The 21,996-nt window shown below is 30.8% G+C and carries 19 protein-coding genes; 8 read left to right on the top strand and 11 right to left on the bottom strand.

The genetic code is table 11. The features are described from left to right. Window positions 1-65 precede the first annotated feature (65 nt). Window positions 66-560 carry a GNAT family N-acetyltransferase gene (locus tag ABGT36_RS01110; RefSeq protein WP_087298781.1) on the top strand — a complete coding sequence of 165 codons (495 nt, stop codon included), beginning with the start codon at window positions 66-68 and terminating at the stop codon, window positions 558-560. Between the two features lie 91 nt (window positions 561-651). Then, window positions 652-1,092, top strand: a complete 441-nt coding sequence (locus ABGT36_RS01105) for a rubrerythrin family protein (RefSeq protein ID WP_143357495.1) — start codon at window positions 652-654, stop codon at window positions 1,090-1,092. On the opposite strand, the gene ABGT36_RS01100 is transcribed toward ABGT36_RS01105, so the two are convergent. Continuing rightward, the gene (locus tag ABGT36_RS01100) at window positions 1,085-2,095 is read right to left on the bottom strand and encodes a glycoside hydrolase family 25 protein (protein WP_087373855.1); all 1,011 of its coding nucleotides are present in this window, start codon (window positions 2,093-2,095) and stop codon (window positions 1,085-1,087) included. The genes ABGT36_RS01105 and ABGT36_RS01100 overlap by 8 nt on opposite strands. Window positions 2,096-2,279: 184 nt before the next feature. Here ABGT36_RS01100 and ABGT36_RS01095 point away from each other — a divergent pair, with 184 nt between their 5' ends. The 5 genes from ABGT36_RS01095 (at window position 2,280) to ABGT36_RS01075 (ending at window position 7,587) form a co-directional block, all read left to right on the top strand. Beyond that, window positions 2,280-3,494, top strand: coding sequence for a C40 family peptidase (locus tag ABGT36_RS01095; protein ID WP_239404307.1), 1,215 nt, complete (start codon window positions 2,280-2,282; stop codon window positions 3,492-3,494). A 149-nt stretch (window positions 3,495-3,643) separates the two neighbouring features. Next, a complete protein-coding gene (locus ABGT36_RS01090; RefSeq protein ID WP_346676422.1) occupies window positions 3,644-4,984 on the top strand; it encodes a glycoside hydrolase family 1 protein in 1,341 nt (446 codons plus the stop codon). Window positions 4,985-5,164: 180 nt separating this feature from the next. Then, window positions 5,165-6,463, top strand: a complete 1,299-nt coding sequence (locus ABGT36_RS01085; RefSeq protein WP_346676421.1) for an NlpC/P60 family protein — start codon at window positions 5,165-5,167, stop codon at window positions 6,461-6,463. Between the two features lie 76 nt (window positions 6,464-6,539). Next, window positions 6,540-6,899: a CidA/LrgA family protein gene (locus ABGT36_RS01080; protein WP_087373850.1), complete on the top strand. Its 360-nt coding sequence runs from the start codon at window positions 6,540-6,542 to the stop codon at window positions 6,897-6,899. Further along, on the top strand, window positions 6,892-7,587 hold the full coding sequence (locus tag ABGT36_RS01075; protein ID WP_087373848.1) for an LrgB family protein: 696 nt from the start codon (window positions 6,892-6,894) through the stop codon (window positions 7,585-7,587). Before ABGT36_RS01080 ends, ABGT36_RS01075 begins: the two co-directional genes overlap by 8 nt. A 33-nt stretch (window positions 7,588-7,620) precedes the next feature. Here ABGT36_RS01075 and ABGT36_RS01070 read toward each other — a convergent pair whose 3' ends face one another. The 4 genes from ABGT36_RS01070 to gap form a co-directional block, all read right to left on the bottom strand. Beyond that, window positions 7,621-12,483 carry a discoidin domain-containing protein gene (locus ABGT36_RS01070; RefSeq protein ID WP_346676420.1) on the bottom strand — a complete coding sequence of 1,621 codons (4,863 nt, stop codon included), beginning with the start codon at window positions 12,481-12,483 and terminating at the stop codon, window positions 7,621-7,623. A 176-nt stretch (window positions 12,484-12,659) separates the two neighbouring features. Next, window positions 12,660-13,490: a PRD domain-containing protein gene (locus ABGT36_RS01065; RefSeq protein ID WP_087298772.1), complete on the bottom strand. Its 831-nt coding sequence runs from the start codon at window positions 13,488-13,490 to the stop codon at window positions 12,660-12,662. Window positions 13,491-13,687: 197 nt separating this feature from the next. After that, window positions 13,688-14,596, bottom strand: coding sequence for a ketopantoate reductase family protein (locus ABGT36_RS01060; RefSeq protein WP_346676419.1), 909 nt, complete (start codon window positions 14,594-14,596; stop codon window positions 13,688-13,690). Between the two features lie 62 nt (window positions 14,597-14,658). Next, window positions 14,659-15,675: a type I glyceraldehyde-3-phosphate dehydrogenase gene (gap, locus tag ABGT36_RS01055; RefSeq protein WP_087244524.1), complete on the bottom strand. Its 1,017-nt coding sequence runs from the start codon at window positions 15,673-15,675 to the stop codon at window positions 14,659-14,661. A gap of 246 nt (window positions 15,676-15,921) precedes the next feature. On the opposite strand from gap, the gene ABGT36_RS01050 reads away from it, so the two are divergent. Then, on the top strand, window positions 15,922-16,497 hold the full coding sequence (locus tag ABGT36_RS01050) for an ATP-dependent Clp protease proteolytic subunit (RefSeq protein ID WP_087373839.1): 576 nt from the start codon (window positions 15,922-15,924) through the stop codon (window positions 16,495-16,497). 49 nt (window positions 16,498-16,546) lie between these two features. Here ABGT36_RS01050 and ABGT36_RS01045 read toward each other — a convergent pair whose 3' ends face one another. From ABGT36_RS01045 to ABGT36_RS01020, 6 genes are all read right to left on the bottom strand, one after another. After that, on the bottom strand, window positions 16,547-16,978 hold the full coding sequence (locus tag ABGT36_RS01045) for a GNAT family N-acetyltransferase (protein ID WP_087298769.1): 432 nt from the start codon (window positions 16,976-16,978) through the stop codon (window positions 16,547-16,549). Beyond that, entirely contained in the window at window positions 16,978-17,760 is a 783-nt protein-coding gene (udp, locus tag ABGT36_RS01040) for a uridine phosphorylase (protein WP_308697571.1), read from the bottom strand. The genes ABGT36_RS01045 and udp overlap by 1 nt, the downstream gene beginning before the upstream one ends. Window positions 17,761-17,839: 79 nt before the next feature. Further along, complete coding sequence (gene rpoE / locus ABGT36_RS01035) at window positions 17,840-18,187, bottom strand: DNA-directed RNA polymerase subunit delta (RefSeq protein WP_087298767.1); 348 nt, start codon at window positions 18,185-18,187, stop codon at window positions 17,840-17,842. Between the two features lie 13 nt (window positions 18,188-18,200). Next, the gene (gene argS / locus ABGT36_RS01030; protein WP_346676418.1) at window positions 18,201-19,862 is read right to left on the bottom strand and encodes an arginine--tRNA ligase; all 1,662 of its coding nucleotides are present in this window, start codon (window positions 19,860-19,862) and stop codon (window positions 18,201-18,203) included. A 201-nt stretch (window positions 19,863-20,063) separates the two neighbouring features. Beyond that, window positions 20,064-21,584, bottom strand: a complete 1,521-nt coding sequence (gene cls / locus ABGT36_RS01025; RefSeq protein WP_346676417.1) for a cardiolipin synthase — start codon at window positions 21,582-21,584, stop codon at window positions 20,064-20,066. A gap of 2 nt (window positions 21,585-21,586) precedes the next feature. Further along, window positions 21,587-21,967 (bottom strand): DUF1934 family protein, encoded by a 381-nt coding sequence (locus ABGT36_RS01020; RefSeq protein WP_296884353.1) that lies wholly within the window; start codon window positions 21,965-21,967, stop codon window positions 21,587-21,589. Window positions 21,968-21,996 lie beyond the last annotated feature (29 nt).

Here is a 21,996-nt window from a genome sequence, read left to right as displayed (position 1 = left end):
TATTTGATAAAATGCTTTTCTTTAAAGATTAAGATATGATATTATTAGCCAAGGAAGTGATGAAAATGAAATTAAGGAAAGCAAAACATAGTGATTTAGCTGCTATCATGGCTATTATTAATCAAGCAAAAGCTTATTTTAAAAGCCATGGTATTAACCAATGGCAAGATGGATATCCTAATGAAATTTCAATTGTAAATGATATCCAGCGCAATGAATCATACGTATTAGATAATGATGGTGATATTGTTGCTACGGTGATGATTTCAGCTAACGGTGAAAACAATTATAATTATATTGAAGGTAATTGGTTAACTGATGGTAAATATCTAGTAATTCATCGAATTGCTATTCGTGATGATCAAAAAGGTAATGGGCTTGCTAAAATAATTTTTGATCAAGCAATTGAATTATTTGATTTACCAAGTTTAAGAATTGATACCCATGAAGATAATAAATCAATGCAACGTTTTTTACAAAAATATGGATTTAGTTATTGTGGTATTATTTATTTAGAAAATAAAGAAACACGTCTAGCATTTGAAAAAATAATCAGCTAGACTTTTTTTCTACACATAAATCACCCATTTTAATTTATATTAACAATGAGGTGATAATATTATTGAAACAACAATAAATGACGATCTCTTGATGATTTTAGATGATATTAGCAGTATCAACGGTAAAATGACAATGGTAAATCAGTTTCTCTATAGCGTAACTATTTTAAAGCACAAAGAACCAGATCTTTCATCATCATTAGAAAATATTTTAAATGATGAATTAAAACAGTTAAAAATACTAATGGAACTGGTATTAACATTAGGTGGCGACCCACGGTTATGGACTTATCACAATGATCAATGTGATTATTGGTCTCCCGCCTATCTTAATTATCCTGTTAGCATCGCTATTATTATTGATACATTGATCAAACAAAATTATTTAGCGACCAAAACATACACTAACCAGATAATCTCAACAAAAAACAACCGCATAAAAACTGTTTTAAATCAACTCATCAGTGATGAAAAACAGCACTTGATTATTTTAAAAAACTGGGAAACTAAATTAGTTAGAAAATCTAACTAATTAGTTTCCCTTCTTTTAATAATTGTAACATTTGTAAGTTCTGCATCGCACTACCAACATAATTATTAATTCCATTTAATCTAGCTAGACGCTGACGATTTTGAAAACTAGTATCTACATCTATTTGTTGTAAGGCTCCAACCAAACTATCACCCATATAATCTGGATTAGATAAATAATTGATCTTAGCTTCAATTACTTCATTATTGACCCAGCCTTGATCATTACCAATTAAATATGGATTACGAGCCCCTTCTTCAATCTTTGTTATTGTTCCAATATTTCGATATGGTCGTAATGGATTAGCTGATTCACTAGTTAAAAAGACATAGTTAAATCTTACTGTATCCCCAATATTATACATATTAGCTTTTATATCTTTATCAAAGTTATTTTTTCCAGCTCGTTTAATAATCGCTGGAAAATCAGCATAGCAATAATTCAAATCAACAATTGTTGGTACCCCTTCTACCCAGCCAGTTGAACTGTATTGCCACATATCATAAGTACCATCATAATTCAACTCAGCAGTATAATTAGCAATCCAATGAGTATAACGATCAAAAACTGGACTAGTTAACTTAGTTTTCCACCAGTATAAAGAAGCATAAATCCCCACATAATACCCTTGACCTTCTAATATATCAGCAAATGTTTTAGCGATATCACCAATGACTTCATTTGATTGTTTTCCAGTAGTATTATTATCTTCTAAATCATAATAGACTGGATAAGCCATTTGATAATCTTTTACTAATCTTAAAACATGATCAGCTTCTTTTTTTGCATCATTAGTATTTTTAGCATATGAATATAAATAGACACCAAAAGGAATATTTAGTCGTGTACATTCATCAGCATTTCGTCTAAATAATTTATCGTCTTGATCTGGACGATCTTGACCAAAACCACAACGAATAATCGCAAAATCAATTCGATCCTTAACCACTTCCCAGTCGATCAAGCCTTGATATTGCGATACATCAATTCCATGTGTTGTCATCTTTCCACCCCCACTAGTAATATATGTGCATTTAAAGAAATTGTGTGACTTTCCCGACTTTTTTATCATTTTAATGCGAAAAAGATAATTATGTGTTATAATTGCTTTGGTTGACAAAAATCAGCTTGCAAAATTTAATATAAAACTTAATAATATATAATGTAAACTAATGGAGGTCGATGGAATGAAATTAAAAAGGATTTTTCTAACCGCCTTAGCAACAAGCATGCTTGTAGGAATAACTACAACTCCAGCTCCTGTTGAGGCTACTGATTTTTCCGGTCAAGAAGATAAATATATGAAATTATGTTCTTCTTCTAATTTATCATCAAGTAATTTACAAACATGTAAAGAGTTTAATACATACTTGAAAGAAAAAAATCAGGACTTAAAAGAACAAGTAAGCAATTCTAAAGATCAGCTTTCTCAAACTCAAGCAAGTCTTGATAGTATTTCAAGTGAAATTAATTCTTTAAATACTCAAATCGAAGAAAAACAAAAAGAAATCACATATCTAGAAACTTCTATCAGCAATTTAGAAGCAAGCATCCAAGCTAAAGAAGAAGAAGTTAAGGAACGTATGTATGCTATGCAATCTTATAACAATAGTAATTCATATGTTGATTTTATTTTTGGTGCTAGTGATTTTTCTGATATGTTTGCTCGTATTGAAAGCGTTAATGAAATCACAGCATATGACGATGAACTAGTTACTGAATTAGCTAGTGAAAAAGAACAAGTTAAACAACAAAAAGAAACTGTTGAAGTTGCTAAAGCTAATATTGAAAGCCAAAGAGCTTCAAAACAAGCTTTACAAACTGAATATCAAACATTATATGCTCAACAAAATGCTGAATTGATTGCTCAAGAAAAGGCAGCAGCTCAAGCTGCTGATAACAGTCAGGAAATTAGTGATAACTTGGCAGCAATTGCAGCCGCTACTGAACAATCTCAAACTTCACCAGGTGCTGGATATACACCTAATGGTGATTCAGCAGTTGGAAACGCAATTGCCAGCAAAGCTTTATCAAGACAAGGATGTATGTATTTATGGGGAGCATGTCATGATATGGCATCTATCGCTAACCCAAATACAAATCGTTTTGACTGTTCTGGATTAGTAAACTGGGCTCATTATCAAGCTGGTGTTAATATTGGTAGTCATTCTACTAAAACATTATTAAATGTTGGTTCGGCAGTATCAAGAAGCAATATGCAACCTGGTGATATTATTTTATTTAGTAGCAACGGTAGTGCAAGTGGTGTTCACCACGTTGGAATCTATATCGGAAATAACATGATGGTTCACGCTCCTAGTAGTGGTAAACCAGTTCAAACTTCATCTTTAAGTTCAAGTTACTGGCAAGCATCATGGTACCAGGTAAGAAGATTATATTAATGCAATTTATCAAAACTTACTGATTTTTCAGTAAGTTTTTTTATATTTACTTTAAAATTCAAGTGATTTACTGTTGTTTTTACAGTTGGCGTTATAGATAATATAATTGTAACCTATAAATATAGTTATTTAATCAGGAGGAAGTATAAATGCTTAAAAAAGATTTTTTATGGGGTGGTGCAGTAACCGCTCATCAAAGTGAAGGTGCTTACAGTGAAGGCGGTAAAGTACCAGCAGTTTGTGATTTAACTGTCACTGGTGAATTTTCAGATTTTAAAGATGGTATCGATGCTTATCATCGTTATGAAGAAGATTTTAATATGTTCCAGGAAATGGGATTTAATGCTTATCGTTTTTCTTTTGACTGGTCACGTTTAATGGATAGCGAAACTACTTATAATGAAGCTGGATTTGTTTTTTATGATCATTTTATTGATGCATTAATCAAAAGAGGAATCAAACCTATTGCTACATTATATCATTTTGAAATGCCAGTTTTCTTACATCAAAAATATAATGGTTTTTATAGTCGTAAAGTAGTTGATATTTTTGTTGAGCTATGTAAAAAAATCGTTGATCGTTATCATGAAAAAGTATTCCAATGGATTATCTTTAATGAACAAAACGGTATTCTTCAAAAAGGACCAAAAATGTTTTTTGGAGCAGTTTGTCCTGAAAACATGAACCCACAAACATTTGATAATCAATTAATGCATAATACCTTAATCGCTCACAGTTTAATAAACGAATATATCCATCAAAAAGGTGGTAAAGTTATGGGAATGGCAACTGTTGTTCAAAGTTATCCTGAAACCTGTCATCCATTAGATACTCTTGAAAGTATGAAAGCTCAAAGTGAAGCATATGTTTTCTTAGATGTTTTTGCTAGAGGACATTATAATTCATATTATTATGCTAATATGCAAAATGAAGGAACAATGCCAGAAATTCTTGATGGAGATTTAGAAATTTTGAAAAAAGGAGTCACTGATTCTTTATCTATTAGTTACTATATGTCTACAATTTCACACTATGGTGAAGAAAGCTTGACTAATATTAATGATGTTGTTATTAAAAAGAATTCATATCTAGAAATGTCTGAGTTTGGATGGACAATTGATCCAATTGGTTTAAGAATTACTCTAAGACAATTATATGATCGCTATGAAATGCCAATTTATATTGTTGAAAATGGTTTTGGTTATGATGATCAAATCATTGATGGTAAAATCGAAGATGATTATCGTATTGATTATATGAAAAAACATATTGAACAAATGAAATTAGCAGTTAAAGAAGGTGTTGATTGTCGCGGTTATCTAGCATGGGGTCCTGTTGATATTTTAAGCAGCCGGGCACAAATGAAAAAACGTTATGGTATGATTTATGTAAACCGTGATAATCATGATTTAAAAGATATGAAACGTATAAAAAAGAAATCTTTCGATTGGTTTAAACAAGTTATTGAAAGTAATGGTGAAATATTATAATTGATTAAAAATATTATTGATATTTTATAATTTAATTAAATATTGATAATCATAAATCACATCTTTATTTAAAATATTACATATTTTAGAAAACACAATTATTTCTTTAGTAATCAGCTAAATTTGTTATTTACATCCTTGATTAAATATAGGATAATGACATTGTATCGAGGTGATTAAATGAAGAAAAATAAAATTTTTATTGCTGTATTATCTTTGTCAATGCTTACTTCAACAATGTATTTAGCTAGACCAGTAACAGCTGTTGAATTTGAAGGCAAAGAAAGCGAATATATGAATATTTGTTCATCAGCTAACTTATCAAATAGCAATAAATCAACTTGTGAAGAATTTAATCAATATTTAAAAAATAAAAATAGTGAATTATCAAGTCAGTTAGCTTCTCAAAAAGAAGAAGCCAGCAACACTGAAGATACACTTGAAAGTATTAAAGCTCAACTTGATGATATCAATAATCAAATTAGTGAAAAGGAAGCAGAAATTACATATTTAAATACGACAATTTCTAACTTGCAGGCAAACATTGAAAAAAATACCCAATTACTAAAAGATCGTATGTATGCTATGCAATCTTATACTAATGAAAATACATTTATTAATTTTATTTTCGGAGCTTCTAATTTTACTGATATGTTTTCTAGAATCGATAGTTTCAATACTTTAACTCAAAGCGATCAAGACTTGATTGAAGAATTAAACGCGCAAAAAGCACAAGTAGAACAACAACAGGTTTTATTAGAAGAAACAAAAGCTGTTTTATTAGCTCAACAAGAAGAACAACAAGCATTACAAACAAAATACACTGCATTATTACAAGAACAAAATAATGCTATCGCCGCTACTCAAAACTCAATTTATGATTATGGTGAAATGACTGAAGAATTAAGTGCTGCTATCGATGAGTTTAATAAAAACGCTTATGAAATAGCAACTCCAGAACCACCTAAACCATCAGAAGTACCTACAACACCACCTTCTAATAATAACGACAGTGGTTCAAATAATGGTAATACTGATTCTGGTTCTAATGGTGATAATTCTAATATAACTACCGATTTAGGACAAAGAATTTATAGTGTCGCTTATTCTAAACTTGGCTCTAGATATTATTGGGGTGCCTCTGGTCCTAATTATTTTGACTGTTCCGGATTTGTATACTGGTCATTAAATCAAGCTGGGGTTAACGTTGGTAGAACAACTGCTGCTGGATATTCAAGAATGTGGTCTAGCGTAAGCTTTGCTAATTCTCAAACTGGAGATTTAGTATGCTTTGGAAGTCCAGCATATCACATTGGCATTGTTATTGTTAATAGTAATGGAACTCGTTCAATGATTCATGCCGGTGGTGGAAATTCATCAACTTTTGGTGATGATCCAAATGCTTGTGTAAAAATTTCTAGTATTGAACCTGGTTCATATTATTATAGTAGAATTTCTACAATTAGACATATTGGATAAATCGTATCAATTTGATACGATTTTTATTTTTCTTTAGTATTATAAATGATATAATACCCCTCGAAAGAAGGTAATTATGAAATATATAAATCAATTTTTAATTATTATGACTATTAGTTTTATTGGTGAGTTATTAGCTTTGACCTTACCTATTCCAATTCCAGCTAGTGTATACGGCCTTTCAATTATGCTAATTTGCTTATTTTCAGGAATTATAAAATTGAAGCAGGTTGAAGATGTTGCTGACTGGTTAATTTTAATTATGCCAGTATTATTTGTTCCTTCAGCTGTTAGTTTGATTAACGTTGGTGAAGCAATATTACAGGATTTATTATTAATTAGTATTGTAACGCTTATTAGTACTATTGTAGTAATGACTGTTACTGGAAAAGTAGCGCAAATAATCATTGAAAGAAAGGAAAAGAATCATGAATGAGTTTTTTGTTGAAACAGTTTATTTTGGATTAGTAATGAGTTTGTTAGCTTATTGGCTAGCTGTGCAAATTCGTAAAAAATTGCCTTATTCATTTATTAACCCATTATTACTTAGTGCTATTTTTTTAATTGTCTTTCTAATTATCTTTGATATTGATTTTGAAACCTATAATCAAGGAGCGCAATTTATTACTTTTCTATTAACACCAGCAACTGTCTGTCTTGCAATACCGCTATATAAACAAACCCAAATATTAATAAAGCATTTAGATGCTATTTTAATTAGTTTATTTAGTGGCTGTTTAGCTGGTATTATTTCAATTACAGTGCTTTGTTTAATCATGAAAGCAAAACCTGTTATCTTTTATTCACTATTACCAAAATCAATCACAACAGCCATTGCAATCGGGATTTCTGATAAATTAGGTGGGAATTCTACTATCACGGTTGGAATAGTTATTATCACAGGTATTCTCGGTGCTCTTATTGCTAAAGGAATCTTTAAAATCTTTAAAATACATCATCCGGTTGCTATTGGTTTAGCTTTAGGTAATAGTGCCCATGCTATTGGTACTTCTAAAGCTTTGGAATTTGGTGAAATTGAGGGAGCTATGAGTAGTTTATCTATTGTTATTGCAGGATTATTAACTGTAGTCGTTGCCCCACTAGTGGTTAATTTAATTATATAGACAAAAGAAATCGGATAAACCGATTTCTTTTTTTTAATCTTCTTTTCTTCTAGCTAACCACATTCCTGCAAGAGCCAAAGTACTAATACTTGCAAGTGCTAAAATTGGACTATTATCACCTGTTTTTGCAGATTGGCCTTTATCATCATCTGTTCCTGGTTTTGGAGTTACTGAAGGTGTTGATGGGTCTGATGGATTTTGACCTTCACTACCTTCAATTTCTTTTAATCCATTAATTGCTGTTTCTAGATTTAATACTGCAGTAGCAATTTCTTCTTTAGTAGCTTGTTCATTATTAAATACTTCTTTTGCATATTTTAAAGCTTCTGCTAATTTAGCCCATGATTCCACAGTATATTTAGAAGAATCGAAAGACTCAGCTTTATTAATCAATGATTCTAATCCTTCTTTATGATTGACTTCTACTAATAAACTTGAAGCATCTAATAAGTCTTGGTATGCCTTATTAACATCATCTTTAGTAGCATCGCTGTTATTAATAACTGCTTTTGCTGCATCTAAAGCTGCTTTAAAATTAGCCCATGACTCTGGAGTATAGTCATCTTCATTATAATCTTTAAAACTGTCAACTAATGATTCTAATTGACGTGAATCAACTTTTAATACTAATTTCATTGTAGCCGCACTTAAATTACGTTTTGCAATTTCAACATCATTAGGATCTGGATTTACACTATTCAATAATGCCTTAGCATCAGCTATAGTATCTTGAAGATTTTGCCATGAAGCACCTGTATAACCAATATTTTCAATCGCTTCAGCTGCTTCGATAGCTGCTTGTAATCCAGTTAAATCAGCAGGAACATCACCTCGATGTAATTTAATTTCCGCCGCACTACCATTATTGTTTTCAGCTTCTCTATAAACAAGACGAACATGAGTAGTAGTAACTTCATCAAATCCTATGATTTTTGTACTTGAATCAGATGGTAATTTGCCTTCTTTAATAACTCGCCAGTCATTTCCATCATCACTAACTTCAATAGCATATGAAGTTACATTTCCATTAGTACCAGTTTGACGTGGTACATAAGTTAATCCATTAATAGAAATTGGTGTTTGACTTTCAAGAGCAATCCAATGTGGTAATGTTGTTATATTCCAATCAGTATGCCACATTGTTGCAGGATTATCATCTAAAACATTGCTTGGGTTAGAACCATCTTTTTGATAAGATGATGCTGAAGCTGTTAATAGCTTATTATCTACATAATTAATATTTAATTGTGATTTTAATTCTAATTGTGCTAAAGCTTTAGCTAGATTAGCTTCATAACCATCTACGATATCTTGCATTGCAAGTGGTAAATCTCTACGAATACTATTAATTACTTGATTTAAATTATTAATTGAAGCATCTGTATAGATAGATAAATCTTCTGCTACTAAAGCTAAATATTTATCCACACGACTATAATCAGCTTTTTTGTATTCAATTGTATTTAATACATCATTTATCTTAGTAGTTAAATCTGTAATAACTGCTGCTTCTGGTGCAAATTGATCGATTACTTTTTTACCTTCAGCAACTAATGCTTGCAACTCATCATTTTCAGTATTTTCTAAAATTGATTGAGCTGTAATCATTGCATAATCTAATGACATTGTTGAATTAAATTCTTTTTCTGTTGATAAACGAATATCATCAACATATCCAACAAAAGCATTACTTTGACTTCCAATTCTTTCAAGTGGGAACATAGTTGTTGCCACTAATGGACGTCCTTCAACTTGTTCATCATCACCCAAAGTATCGATAAGCTGACCATTAACATATAGTTTTGTGACATTTATTTCATTTTTAAATTCTAACTCTACCCATTCATTAACTGGTAGTTCATAGCTAAATGAATAGTCACGACCTTCACGGCTAAATCCAACTTTTCCAGTATCTTTTTGAATTGCTTTAATTGAACCATAATCACTTTCAAATAAAATTTGCTCATCACTACTTGAAGAAGTTCTTTTAACTTTAACTCTTAGATCATTACCTAAACCAGCAGTTACAATTGGAGATGTTACATAACTTTCTTTACCATTTAATTGTAAAGCATTACGACCATCTACACTTGTAATATCAGCGTTAGTACCTGCTGTTAAACCACTTAAATCATCTAATTTATAATGAGCAATAACACCATTTTCATCAGTTGGAACTTGATAATCAAAATTAGTTCCTGGTGCCCCACCTAATTGATTTCTTATTTGATTAGCTTCTTCTAATGAGTTATCATTGATACCCCATAATTTAGCCCCAAATAATGGAATCGCATTTTCAATACGATCATAAACATCATATTGACTAATACCATTTTCTAAATAATCAGTCATATCATTCCATACTGCAAAAGCCCCACCGATCATTTGTTCATCACCAGCTGGGATAGTTACACCACCAATACTATTGATTGGTAAATTATAAAGCGTACTATCATATAAACGATCATAGTAGTAACCAGCATTTGGTACGATATAATAGTTACCATCATTACAGTTAATTAAATCATAACCTTGTTCATACATTTGATCCATATTTGCATAACCAAAGTTCCATAAATTCATTTGAACATTTTCGCTTCTAACTGGAGTAGTTCCAGAACATTGTGTTAAACTTCCCCAAATACGCGCTGTTCTACCAGCATCTTGAACATATTTCAACATATCATCAGAGAATTTACGATAAGCTTCTTTATCAGCGTTATACTCATCAGCACCAACATGTACTGTTGTTTGTTGATCGAATACTGGATCATCTGTTTTCATATATTCGTCAAAAATACTTTGAACAAAACTTAATGATTCATCATATTTATCTCGTAAAGCTAAATGATCATTTTCACGACCATTAGTACCATGACGTAAGTCAGGTCTTACTTTTGTTAAAGCTAAAGAATGCGCTGGAGTATCAATTTCTGGTACAATATTGACACCATATGTTCTTGATTCTTTAATAAATGATTTAAACTCTTCTTTAGTATAGAATAAATCAGTACTTGTTAAATCTTGTTGATTTAAACCACCATTACCACCTTTTTTAACATCAGACTCTAATCTAAATGCTGAATAAGCAGTCATTGGATCTTCTAAATTTTCAATTGGAATTAAGTTATCATTTAAATGTACTTGGAAATCATTCATCTTATACCAAGACATTTGTTTTACTACTTGTTTTAAAAAGTCCATCGTAAATGTTTTACGACCAACATCTAAAATAAATCCTCTAATTTCATATAAAGGATAATCACGAGTAATTCCACAAGGAATATCACCTGTTTGTTTTACGCTTTGTAATATAGTTCGAGTTGCCCAATAAGCTCCTGTTGTTGTTTGTGCCGTTATAGCAACTGAATTATTTGAGATTTCCATTAAATATCCTTCATCTTGTAAACCTTGAGATTTATCAGATGTTAATGCTAATGAAATATCTCCATTATCCGCTGTACCTTTAGTAACTTCTAAAGACTTATCAGTTAATTCTTCATAATCATTTGCTAAAGCTTCAGCAGTAGCTTTTAAAGCATCATCTTGATAAACAATCTTAGTACTTCCATCAATTACAAAGTCACCATTACCGCCTTTCCATTCAGCAAGCTCTGGTAAAACATTAGGAGCACTATTATCACTTTCATCACTGCTATACTTACCTGGTATCGTTACGTTTACTTCTTTAAAACGATAATCATTTGTATCAGTATCTGTAACTTTGAAAGAAACTTTGACATCTTTATCAACAACTGGCTGATAGATAGTCAAATCATCATCAACAACTTGTTCAAAATCAGTTCCGTTATATGATACTGTATAACCTTCAATTTCAGGTAAAGTTACCTCTAATTTTTGATCACCTTTTTCAGGTGTTTTAACTTCAATACCATTTAATACTTCACTAATAGGCGGTTTAGTATCTGGATTACCACCATATACTTCTAATTCATAAATAGAAACAGTATTCCATGCAACACCACCATCTGGATCTTGTGAAGTATGAGAATCAATATATAAACGAACATAGCGAGCTTTATATACTTGATCTAAAACAATTTTTTCATCAATTGATGCTGGATGATCAGAAAATTCTTTTACTGTTTGCCAATCACCTTCACTTGGTCTACTTTCGGTATTAGCAATTTGAATCTTATAAGCTGTTGCTTTACGGTTTTCCCAGAAAACTTTAACAACATTAACATTTAAAGATTCTCCTAAATCAACATAGATCCAATCTGGTCCATTACCAATAGCACTTCCCCAGCGTGATGATCTTGAAGTGGTATCACCATCAACTGCATTAGCTGCTTTTACACTATCAGCTTCTTGAGAGCTAGCCACCGCTGTTTTATTTAAAGCAACATTAGTTGTCGGATCTTGATATTTTTCATCAGTATTGAAAATCTTAAATTCACGACAAGATACATTTGGATAGCCTTGCATTCTAGTAATTTCTAACTTAACGTATCTTCCACTTACTTTTGTAGTTAAGATATCTTCACTTGTCTTTGTGTTATTATCTGTTTTTGTTATAACTGGTTCACCCCAGTCATCAACATTATTAGATACGTAAATGTTATAATCTTTAGCATAAACGCTATCACTTTCCCAAATCATTTGGAATTTGTTCATTTCGAACTCTTGACCTAAATCGACATAAGCCCATTGAGTTACGTCTGCTTCGGTTGACCAGCGTGTTTCTTCATCACCATCAGTCAAATACTCTTTAGCTAAATTACCTCCATATTCAGCAGAAACAGTAACTGTTTTATTTAATGCTAAATTAGTCCCGTCTGTTACTTCTGCTTTTACTGGAATAATGCTAAAAAGTGAACTGAATAGCATGGTAAATGTTAACACCGCTGCCAAACTTTTCTTTTTTAGTTTCATTTTCCCATTGTCCCTTTCTCAATTTTTGAATCGTTACAAAACATAAGAAAAGACCAAACACAAAAGAGCATGTCTCAACATACTTACTTTGTATTTGGTCTTGCCTACTTAAAGTAACAATCCTTTTCTTTGAAAATTATAGCAAATCAAATTTCATTAGTCAACAAACATATTTTTTATATTCCAGCATTATTTTTGATATGAATTGCTAAAAAAGTCTGTTCATCAGGCGATAATTCATAATTGTAACATTGCTTGATCATTGCTACAATTTTTTCAATGCATAATGCTAAACGTTCATTTTCTTTTAACATTTTGCGAATATTAGCGGTTGTATCTTTGCTATTACCTTTTACATCATGAAAAATACGTTCCGCTAGATACTTTAAATGAATACTTATTCGAGCATAACTCATAGAATCTTCTTCAAAGTCAACTCCCATAGTTTCTTTGATAATACTTAAAACCTCTTTAGTTAACGTAACAACCTGAGCTACATTATTAGTTTTATCACTCATTGAAAAATTAACCAGATATAAAGCAATATATCCAGCTTCTGACTCTTCCAAACGTACTTTAGTTTTCTTTTCAATATAATCAAGAGCCCACAATCCTATTTGATACTCTTTTTTATACAACGCTTTAATATCATTTAAAATAATATTAGGAAGATTGATATTTTCTCTAATTCTTTTTATCGCAAAAGCAATATGATCACTTATCGCCAAAAAAATCTCACCATAAAATTTTGTTTCTAACTCTTTATTAGCCTTACTTACAATTTTATTAGTTATCTCATAATAAATAGGGGCCATATTTTCAATATCTTTTGTTAATTTTTCTTGATCCTTACCTTTAAACAAATAAGTTTTTTCAATTTTATTTTCATCAACTAAATCCCCAATTTTCTTTTGAAAACCAACTCCTGAGCCAGTTACAATAATATCGCCTAACTCATTAGACAGTGCTGCTACACTATTATTATTAAATACCTTTATAATTCTCATTTTAATTCTCCGTCACTTTCACAAACTGTTTAAAGTTTCTCCCTGATATGTTCCCTGCCTATTGTTTTATTAAAACTATCAAAGTGAACAATAATGCATTTTTAGACATATAAGCTATTATAACACATAATCATCTCAATAACTAACATTATAATATGATAAAAGCATCAGTTAATATTACCGATGCTTAGTTAAAATTAATATTCACTTTCAATTTCCTTTATCCGCTGATACAAAAAACGATTAATTGGTACTTCTAAGCGATGTTTACTAGCAAGTTTAATTACTGTCCCTGAAAATAATTCTACTTCACTATAACGCTTATTTTTAGCATCCTGGGCCATTGAAGGTAAACCATTAGGATCTAAGGTAGCTAATAAATCCAAATAAAAATTTAAATCTTTTTCACTTAAATCTATCCCTTCATAACTAGATAACTCGATTACTTCTTGCATTGCTTTAATTAATGTTTCATGTGCTTTTCCTGGCAATAAAGCCCCACCATAATTAGTATTATAAACCATACATGTTTGATTAATGCCAACATTCAACATAAATTTAGCCCAAAGATGATGCAATATATCTTCTTTGATAAAATAGTCCATTTTACATTGATCAAAAAATGAAGCTAATTCTTCTAATCTATCATTTCGGCTATCATCCTTTATTCCAATTAATAAATGTCCTCTAGTTGAATAAGTTAAATCAGTTTGTAATTTTACTGCATCCATTCCTTGAGCGATTGCATATAAAACCTGCTGTTCATTATATCTTTGACCAATAATCTTTTCACTTGTTATTCCATTTAGCACTGAGATGATTGTTGTATTTTTATCTACTGCATTTTCCATTACTTTCAAAGCACTTTGTAAAGCTGGTGCTTTGACCGCTACAATTAATAAATCATAGCAAGTGGCTAAATTAGCATCAATCATATTACAGTTAACGACATTTCCATTAATACTAAAAGTCTTTTCCTGGTTACGCTTTAGCCGTTTACTATCCATGATATAGTCAACTACAACATCAGTATTATTTTCTTTGATCCAGTTACCATACATCAATCCTAAAGCACCCATGCCCACAATTCCAACTTTTTTAATCATCCTATTAACCTCCACGAAAAAGGCTGATCTAACGACCAGCCTTTGCATTAAGTTTCAATTAATTATTTTGTTAATTCAGCGAAATATTTGATAGTTCTAACCATGTTAGAAGTATATGAATTTTCGTTGTCATACCAAGCAACTGTTTGAACTTCAGTAGTTCCGTTATCTAATGCTTTAACCATAGTTTGAGTTGCATCAAATAATGAACCATAAGTCATTCCGATAATATCAGAAGATACTAATTGTTCTTCAGTATATCCAAATGATGGAGTTACTGCTGCTTTCATAGCTTCGTTAACTTGTTCAACTGTTACTTCACCTTCAACAACTGAAGTTAAGATTGTAGTTGATCCTGTAGGAACAGGTACACGTTGAGCTGAACCGATTAATTTTCCATTTAATTCAGGGATAACTAATCCGATAGCTTTAGCTGCACCAGTTGAGTTAGGCACGATATTTACAGCTGCTGCACGAGCTCTTCTTAAGTCACCTTTTCTATGAGGTCCATCTAATACCATTTGGTCACCAGTGTAAGCATGTACTGTTAACATGATACCAGATTTAATTGGAGCTAATTTATTTAAAGCGTTAGCCATAGGTGCTAAACAGTTAGTTGTACAAGATGCTGCAGAGATAATAGTATCATCAGCAGTTAATGTACCTTCGTTTACACCGAATACTACTGTTGGTAAGTCATTTCCTGCTGGTGCAGAAATAACAACTTTTTTAGCTCCTGCATCGATATGAGCTTGAGATTTAGCTTTAGAAGTATAGAAACCAGTACATTCTAATACTACGTCTACTCCTAATTCTCCCCAAGGTAATTTAGAAGCATCTGCTTCTTTGTAGATTTCGATTTCTTTTCCATCTACTACGATTGAAGATTCTTTAGCTTCTACTGTGTCTGCTAAAGCATATTTACCTTGTGCTGAATCATATTTTAATAAGTGTGCTAACATTTTAGGATCAGTTAAGTCGTTGATTGCTACAACTTCATATCCTTCAGCACCAAACATTTGTCTGAATGCAAGACGTCCAATACGTCCAAATCCATTAATTGCTACTTTTACTGCCATTCTTTTTATTCCTCCTTGAATGTTCTTTTATGGTATTATTATATTCCAGAAATTAAAGAAAAGCAACCAGTGAAAGGGGTTTCGTTAAAATTTTTTCTTAGCAAAAATTAATCTTTGCTATCTTTTTTTCAAAACTTACAAAATTTTATAAAAAACTTAATATTAATAATAATCTTAATCAAAATCTTTATTAAAAATGAATAATTACTAATTAAATAACTATACTTTATTACAGGAGGTTAAATAATGCACTTAGTCCCAACAGTAATTGAAAAAACAAATCAGCGTGAATATGCTTATGATATATATTCTCGTCTTTTAGAAGATCGAATAATACTTTTAACTGGCACCATTGATGATAAAATGGCAAGCAGTATCGTAGGACAGCTATTATATTTAGAATCGCTTGATAACACTGCTGATATATATATGTATATTAACTCACCAGGCGGTAGTATCAATGCTGGGTTTGCTATCTATGATACAATGAATTTTATTAAATGTGATGTATCTACAATCGTTATTGGAATGGCAGCTAGTATGGCCGCTTTTTTACTTAGTGCCGGTGCTAAAGGAAAAAGATGCAGTCTGCCAAATAGTGAAATCATGATTCATCAGCCACTAGGCGCTTATGAAGGTCAAGCAAGCGATATCGAAATTAGCGCTAAGCGAATTTTAAAACAAAAAGAAAAATTAAATAAAATTCTTAGTCAAAACACTAACCAGCCTTTAGCTAAAATTAAATCTGATACTGACCGTGATTTTTTCTTAGAACCTATAGAAGCTTTAGAATACGGTTTGATAGATGAAATAATCGGTTAACTTTACTAGCATCTTTAAAAACATTTATGCCATGGTAACCCCATGGCATTTATTTTAACTCTTTACGCATTAAAACTAAGTTATTATCAATTTTAAAACCATTTTTCAAATAAAAATCAACACTATAAAATCCTTGACCAGTAAGCAGGGTAAAAGCATCTACTTCTTTTAATCTATCAACAACCCCTTGCATCAACTTACCGCCAATTCCTAATCGTTGATAATCAGGATCAATATAACAATCCTCTATCATCAATTCTAAATCATTAACATAAGTAATTAACTTTCCACATAAAACACCGATGATTTTTTCATTTTCTTCATAAACATAACATCTAGTATACTTACCATCATCTAGTTGTTCTATTCGTTGATACGCTCTTGAATAGTCCCAATCTTCATTCCATGGTGGATTAGCAAAAGCACGCATCATAACTTTCGCAATCGCTGGATAATCACTAGCTTTTACTTCTCGAATCATTATTCACTCTCCAATTTATCTTGCTTAATTAATAATTTAATTGCTTCGATAGCTACTTTAATAGCTTTATCAGTATCACGAACAACCGGATTATCTAATCCTTTTTTTTCTCGTTCTTGATTAGCCACAACTAAAAGTACAGTAGCACTACGAACTTTTAAATAACTAGAAACTGTGTATAAAGCCGCTGTTTCCATTTCTGAAGCCAATGTCCCTAATCTTAACCAGGCTTCCCATTTATTTTCTAATTCATAACTTACTGGCTTGCTTGAAGGATCATGCTGTCCATAAAAAGAATCTTTAGAATGAACAACACCAACATGATAATTAATATTCTTCATTTTTTTAGCACTATCTACTAGAGCATTAATTATAGTGTAGTTACCAACAGCTGGAAATTCAATTGGTGCATATTCTTTACTAGTCCCTTCTTGTCTAATAGCCCCAGAAGCAATAACAATATCACCGCTTTTTACATCTATTTCCATACCGCCACATGTCCCGACTCTAATAAAGGTATCTGCTCCTGATTTAACTAACTCTTCAATAGCAATCGCAGTTGATGGTCCACCGATACCAGTTGAAGTAACACTTACTTTAATGCCATCGAGATATCCTGTATAAGTTACATATTCACGATTATCTGCTATTAATTGAGGATCATCAAAATACTGGGCAATTTTTTGACAGCGTTTAGGATCTCCTGGTAAGATAACATATTTTCCAACATCACCTTTTTTAATATCAAGATGATATTCTTTCCCGTTTTGTGAATACTTCATTTTTCGTTCCTCCTTTTTAATTATATTATAGCATTTAAAAAAACAGATAAGAAATTATTTTCTTATCTGTCTTCAATCCCTAGTTATAATCATCTTCAATTGTAGAATCAACATCATCTTCTGGTTCTTCAGAATCATCTTCTTCATCATCGCTATAAATATCATTCATATCGATATGAACATCACTAAATTTATGACGGCTTCTTAAATCCCAGGCATTTTCTCCTACAGTAATAAAACGACCATCTAAAGTAATATTTGTATAAAATAATGATTCTTTATCTGCTTGTTGCTGTTCATCAAATTTTTTCATCTGACAAACTTCTTCCCATAACTTAAAGAAGTTAACTGCAGATTTTTTCTTTGACATTAATTCAAAAGCAACATCTACCATTGACATATCACGATATTTATCCATACTATCCATTTAACCTATCCTCCTACATCTTTTCTGGAGCGGTAACACCAATTAAGTTTAATGCATTTGCAAGTGTAATTCTACTAGCTTCTACCAATGCTAATCTCTGTTTACTTAATTCAAGATTATCTTTATCGATTACATAACATTCATTATAGAAACTATGGAATAATTGTGCTAAACGTTGAATATAATTTGCAATTTTATGTGGTGTTCTATTTACCGCACTATCTATAACTATGTTTCTAAATTCATTAATATGCTTAACAAGTTCAATTTCCTTTGGATTTACAAGCAATTCATAATGATCACTATATTCTAAATTCAATTTAGCTGCTTGAGCTTTAATTGAACACATTCTAGCATGAGCATATTGAGCATAATATACTGGATTTTCATTTGACTTAGATTTTGCAAGGGCAAGGTCAAAATCAAAAGTTGTATTTGCTGCTTTAGATACAAAGAAATAACGTGTAGCATCAACACCAATTTCATCAATTAAGTCTTGAATCGTTACCGCATTACCAGTCCTTTTAGACATTTTAACTGGTTCACCATTATTCATCATTCTAACCATTTGAATAATATCAATATTTAATTGATCAGCATTATATCCTAATGCTTGAATAGCGGCTTTCATTCGATTAATATAACCATGATGATCAGCTCCAAATAAGTCTACTAAATATTCATATCCACGATCAAGTTTATTTAAATGATAAGCAATATCTGGTGTTAAATATGTATAGCTACCATCACTTTTTATTAAAACACGGTCTTTATCATCCCCAAATTCAGTTGATTTAAACCATAAAGCACCATCACTTTCATAAGTATATCCAGCTGCTTTTAATTTTTCGACAGTTGGAACAACGCAATTATCTTCATATAATGAAGTTTCTGAAAACCAAACATCAAATGATACTCTAAATTGTTTTAAAATATCTTTGATTTTTTGTAATTCATATTCAGTTCCTTTTTTTCTAAAGAAAGCAATCGCTTCATCTTCTGGCATATTTAAATACTTATCGCCTTCGCTTTCTTTTATCTTTACGGCAATATCTTTAACATCTTGACCATAATAACCATCTTCAGGCATTTGTGCTTCTAGATTAAAAGCTTGACGATAACGAGCATATAAAGATAACGCTAAATTATAAATCTGATTACCAGCATCATTGATATAATATTCTCTAGTTACATCATAGCCAGCAGCCGACATGATTCTACAAATACTATCTCCAACCGCTGCTCCTTTAGCATGTCCTAAATGTAAATCTCCTGTTGGGTTGGCAGATACAAATTCAACATTATATTTAGTTCCATTTCCATAATTGCTTCTACCATAAGCTTCTTTTTCTGTTAAAACTTCTTTTATTATTGATGTCATCGCATCTTTAGCTAAAAACAGATTAATAAACCCCGGTCCAGCAATTTCAATTTTTTCAATTTGAGCTTTATCTTTATCAATTGCATCTACTATTTCTTGAGCAATTTGTCGTGGATTGCGTTTTAATAATTTTGTTAATTGCATCGCTAAATTTGTTGAATAGTCCCCATGAGCTTTATCTTTAGGAATTTCAATTACAATACTATTTTGATCATATTCTTCAACAAAACCACACGAAATTATCGCTTGTTTCAACGTTTCTTTTAAAGTTGCTTCTATTTTATTAACTGCCATTATTGTCCTCCTTTAATCTTTTTACATATCTTCATTAAATTACCATTAAACCCTCATTAAGTCAATGTTTTTAAAAAATTTTATCACAAATCTACTGTAAAATAATATCATTGAAATAAAATTAATCAAGAGTAATTTTTAAACACCCAAATAAAAAGAATTGAATACTTTTTCAATTCTTCCTATTATTAACTAATCCATTTATAATAATGGTGCAAATAATCTTAATATTGCTTCAAACCAGCCTCTAAATCGGCCTCTTAAAACATCATCATAAGTAATTTCTTTACTAAGTTCAATTGTATTTAAAAAATCTTCTTTAATATCCTTAATGGCCGCAACATCATACATATATACACCACATTCAAAATGTAAATACAAGCTACGATAATCTAAATTAATAGTACCTACGGTAGCAATCTTATCATCGCAAACAAAATTTTTACCATGCATAAAACCAGGAGTATACTCATATATTTTAACACCGCCTAATACTAAAGGCTCATAATAAGAACGAGTTACTTTAAATACCGTTTTTTTATCCGGGATCCCTGGGGTAACAATTCGAACATCAACACCACGTAATACCGCTAAGCATAATGCATTTTTTAACTCATCATTAATAATTAAATAAGGGGTATAAATATATAAGTAGCGCTGAGCTTGATTGATAATATTTAAATACACATTTTTACCAACCGGCTTATCATCAAGCGGTGAATCACCATATGGTAAAATATATCCGCTTGGTTTAATATCAGGCAAAGGATAATGACGTGGATGATAACGATCATAATCTTCGGTTTGATTTAACGAAGCATTCCAGGTCGTTAAAAACATTAGCGTTAAATTCCAGACTGCTTCACCTTTAATCATAACACCAGTATCTTTCCAATGACCATATTTAACTTTAGCATTAATATACTCATCCGCTAAATTAAAACCACCATTAAAACCTACATTTCCATCAATAACCGTAATTTTACGGTGGTCACGATTGTTCATTACAATAGAAAGTAACGGTACAACATGGTTAAACGCAATACATTTAATACCATATTCTTCTAGTTTTTTATAATAGTGATATGGCAGCATCGTTAAAGAACCCATATCATCATACATAAAACGAACTTCGACACCGTCTTTAACTTTTTGCTTTAAGATTTCTAATACCTGATTAAACATTTCCCCTTCTTCGACAATAAAATACTCCATAAAAATAAAATACTTGGCTTTTTTTAATTCATCTAATAAATCAGGAAAGGCGTTGTCACCTAAAGAATAATACTTTACCTCACTATTTTTATAAACCGGAAACTGCTCATCAACAATATAATTTACTTGGCCCCTAACTACCTCATCACCAATTGTTTTATGAACTTCATTAAAATAACGATATGGTTTAACCGCCTGATCTTGTTTTCGATATGCTTCCTGTAATTTTTTAGCCGGTTTTTTATTACCAAAAACTAAATACAATAAACCACCAAAAACGGGAAAAACCAAAATAGGAATTAACCAGATTATTTTATAATTAGGATCATCGTCATCTTTATTAATAATATATAACGTTACTAAAGCACTAATAATCATCGAACAAAATCTTAATGCCTTAGCATCTAAAAAGATAAACTGCATGAATAAAAAAATTAAAATAATCTGTAATAATATTAAGGTAACCGATACAAAGATTCGATTTTGTAAAAGCTTTAAAATTTTCATTTCTAATTCTCCAAAATCTGATAATTCAATAAAATATAAACCTCACTTATTAAATTCATACCATCATATAAAGCATACTTTATTTTGATAGTATTATCATATTCATAATTAATTAATCTTGTTTGTAGTTTTAAAATACCATATTCTGTTTGATAATGGTTTAGTATAACTCGATTTTTATGTAAGTGCAAAACACTTGCATCATTATGTAAAAAAACTTCATCCTTTTTTAAAATAAATTTAATTTTAGTTTTATCTTCATAACTAATAATCGTCTTATCATCTAACTCTTCTAAAAAAGCAGCACCATTATACTTAAATGATTCTTTATCATTTTCATATTTAAAAACACTATGATAATTTAATTTAATTAATTTTTTCATCGTATCCCATCTTTCTTTTCTATTTAATC

It is taken from the genome of Erysipelatoclostridium sp. An173 (assembly GCF_963931465.1).
GTDB classification, from domain to species: Bacteria; Bacillota_I; Bacilli_A; order Erysipelotrichales; family Coprobacillaceae; genus Thomasclavelia; species Thomasclavelia merdavium.
Note: the sequence above shows the minus strand (reverse complement) of the source record. Positions and strands in the feature narration are given on the sequence as shown.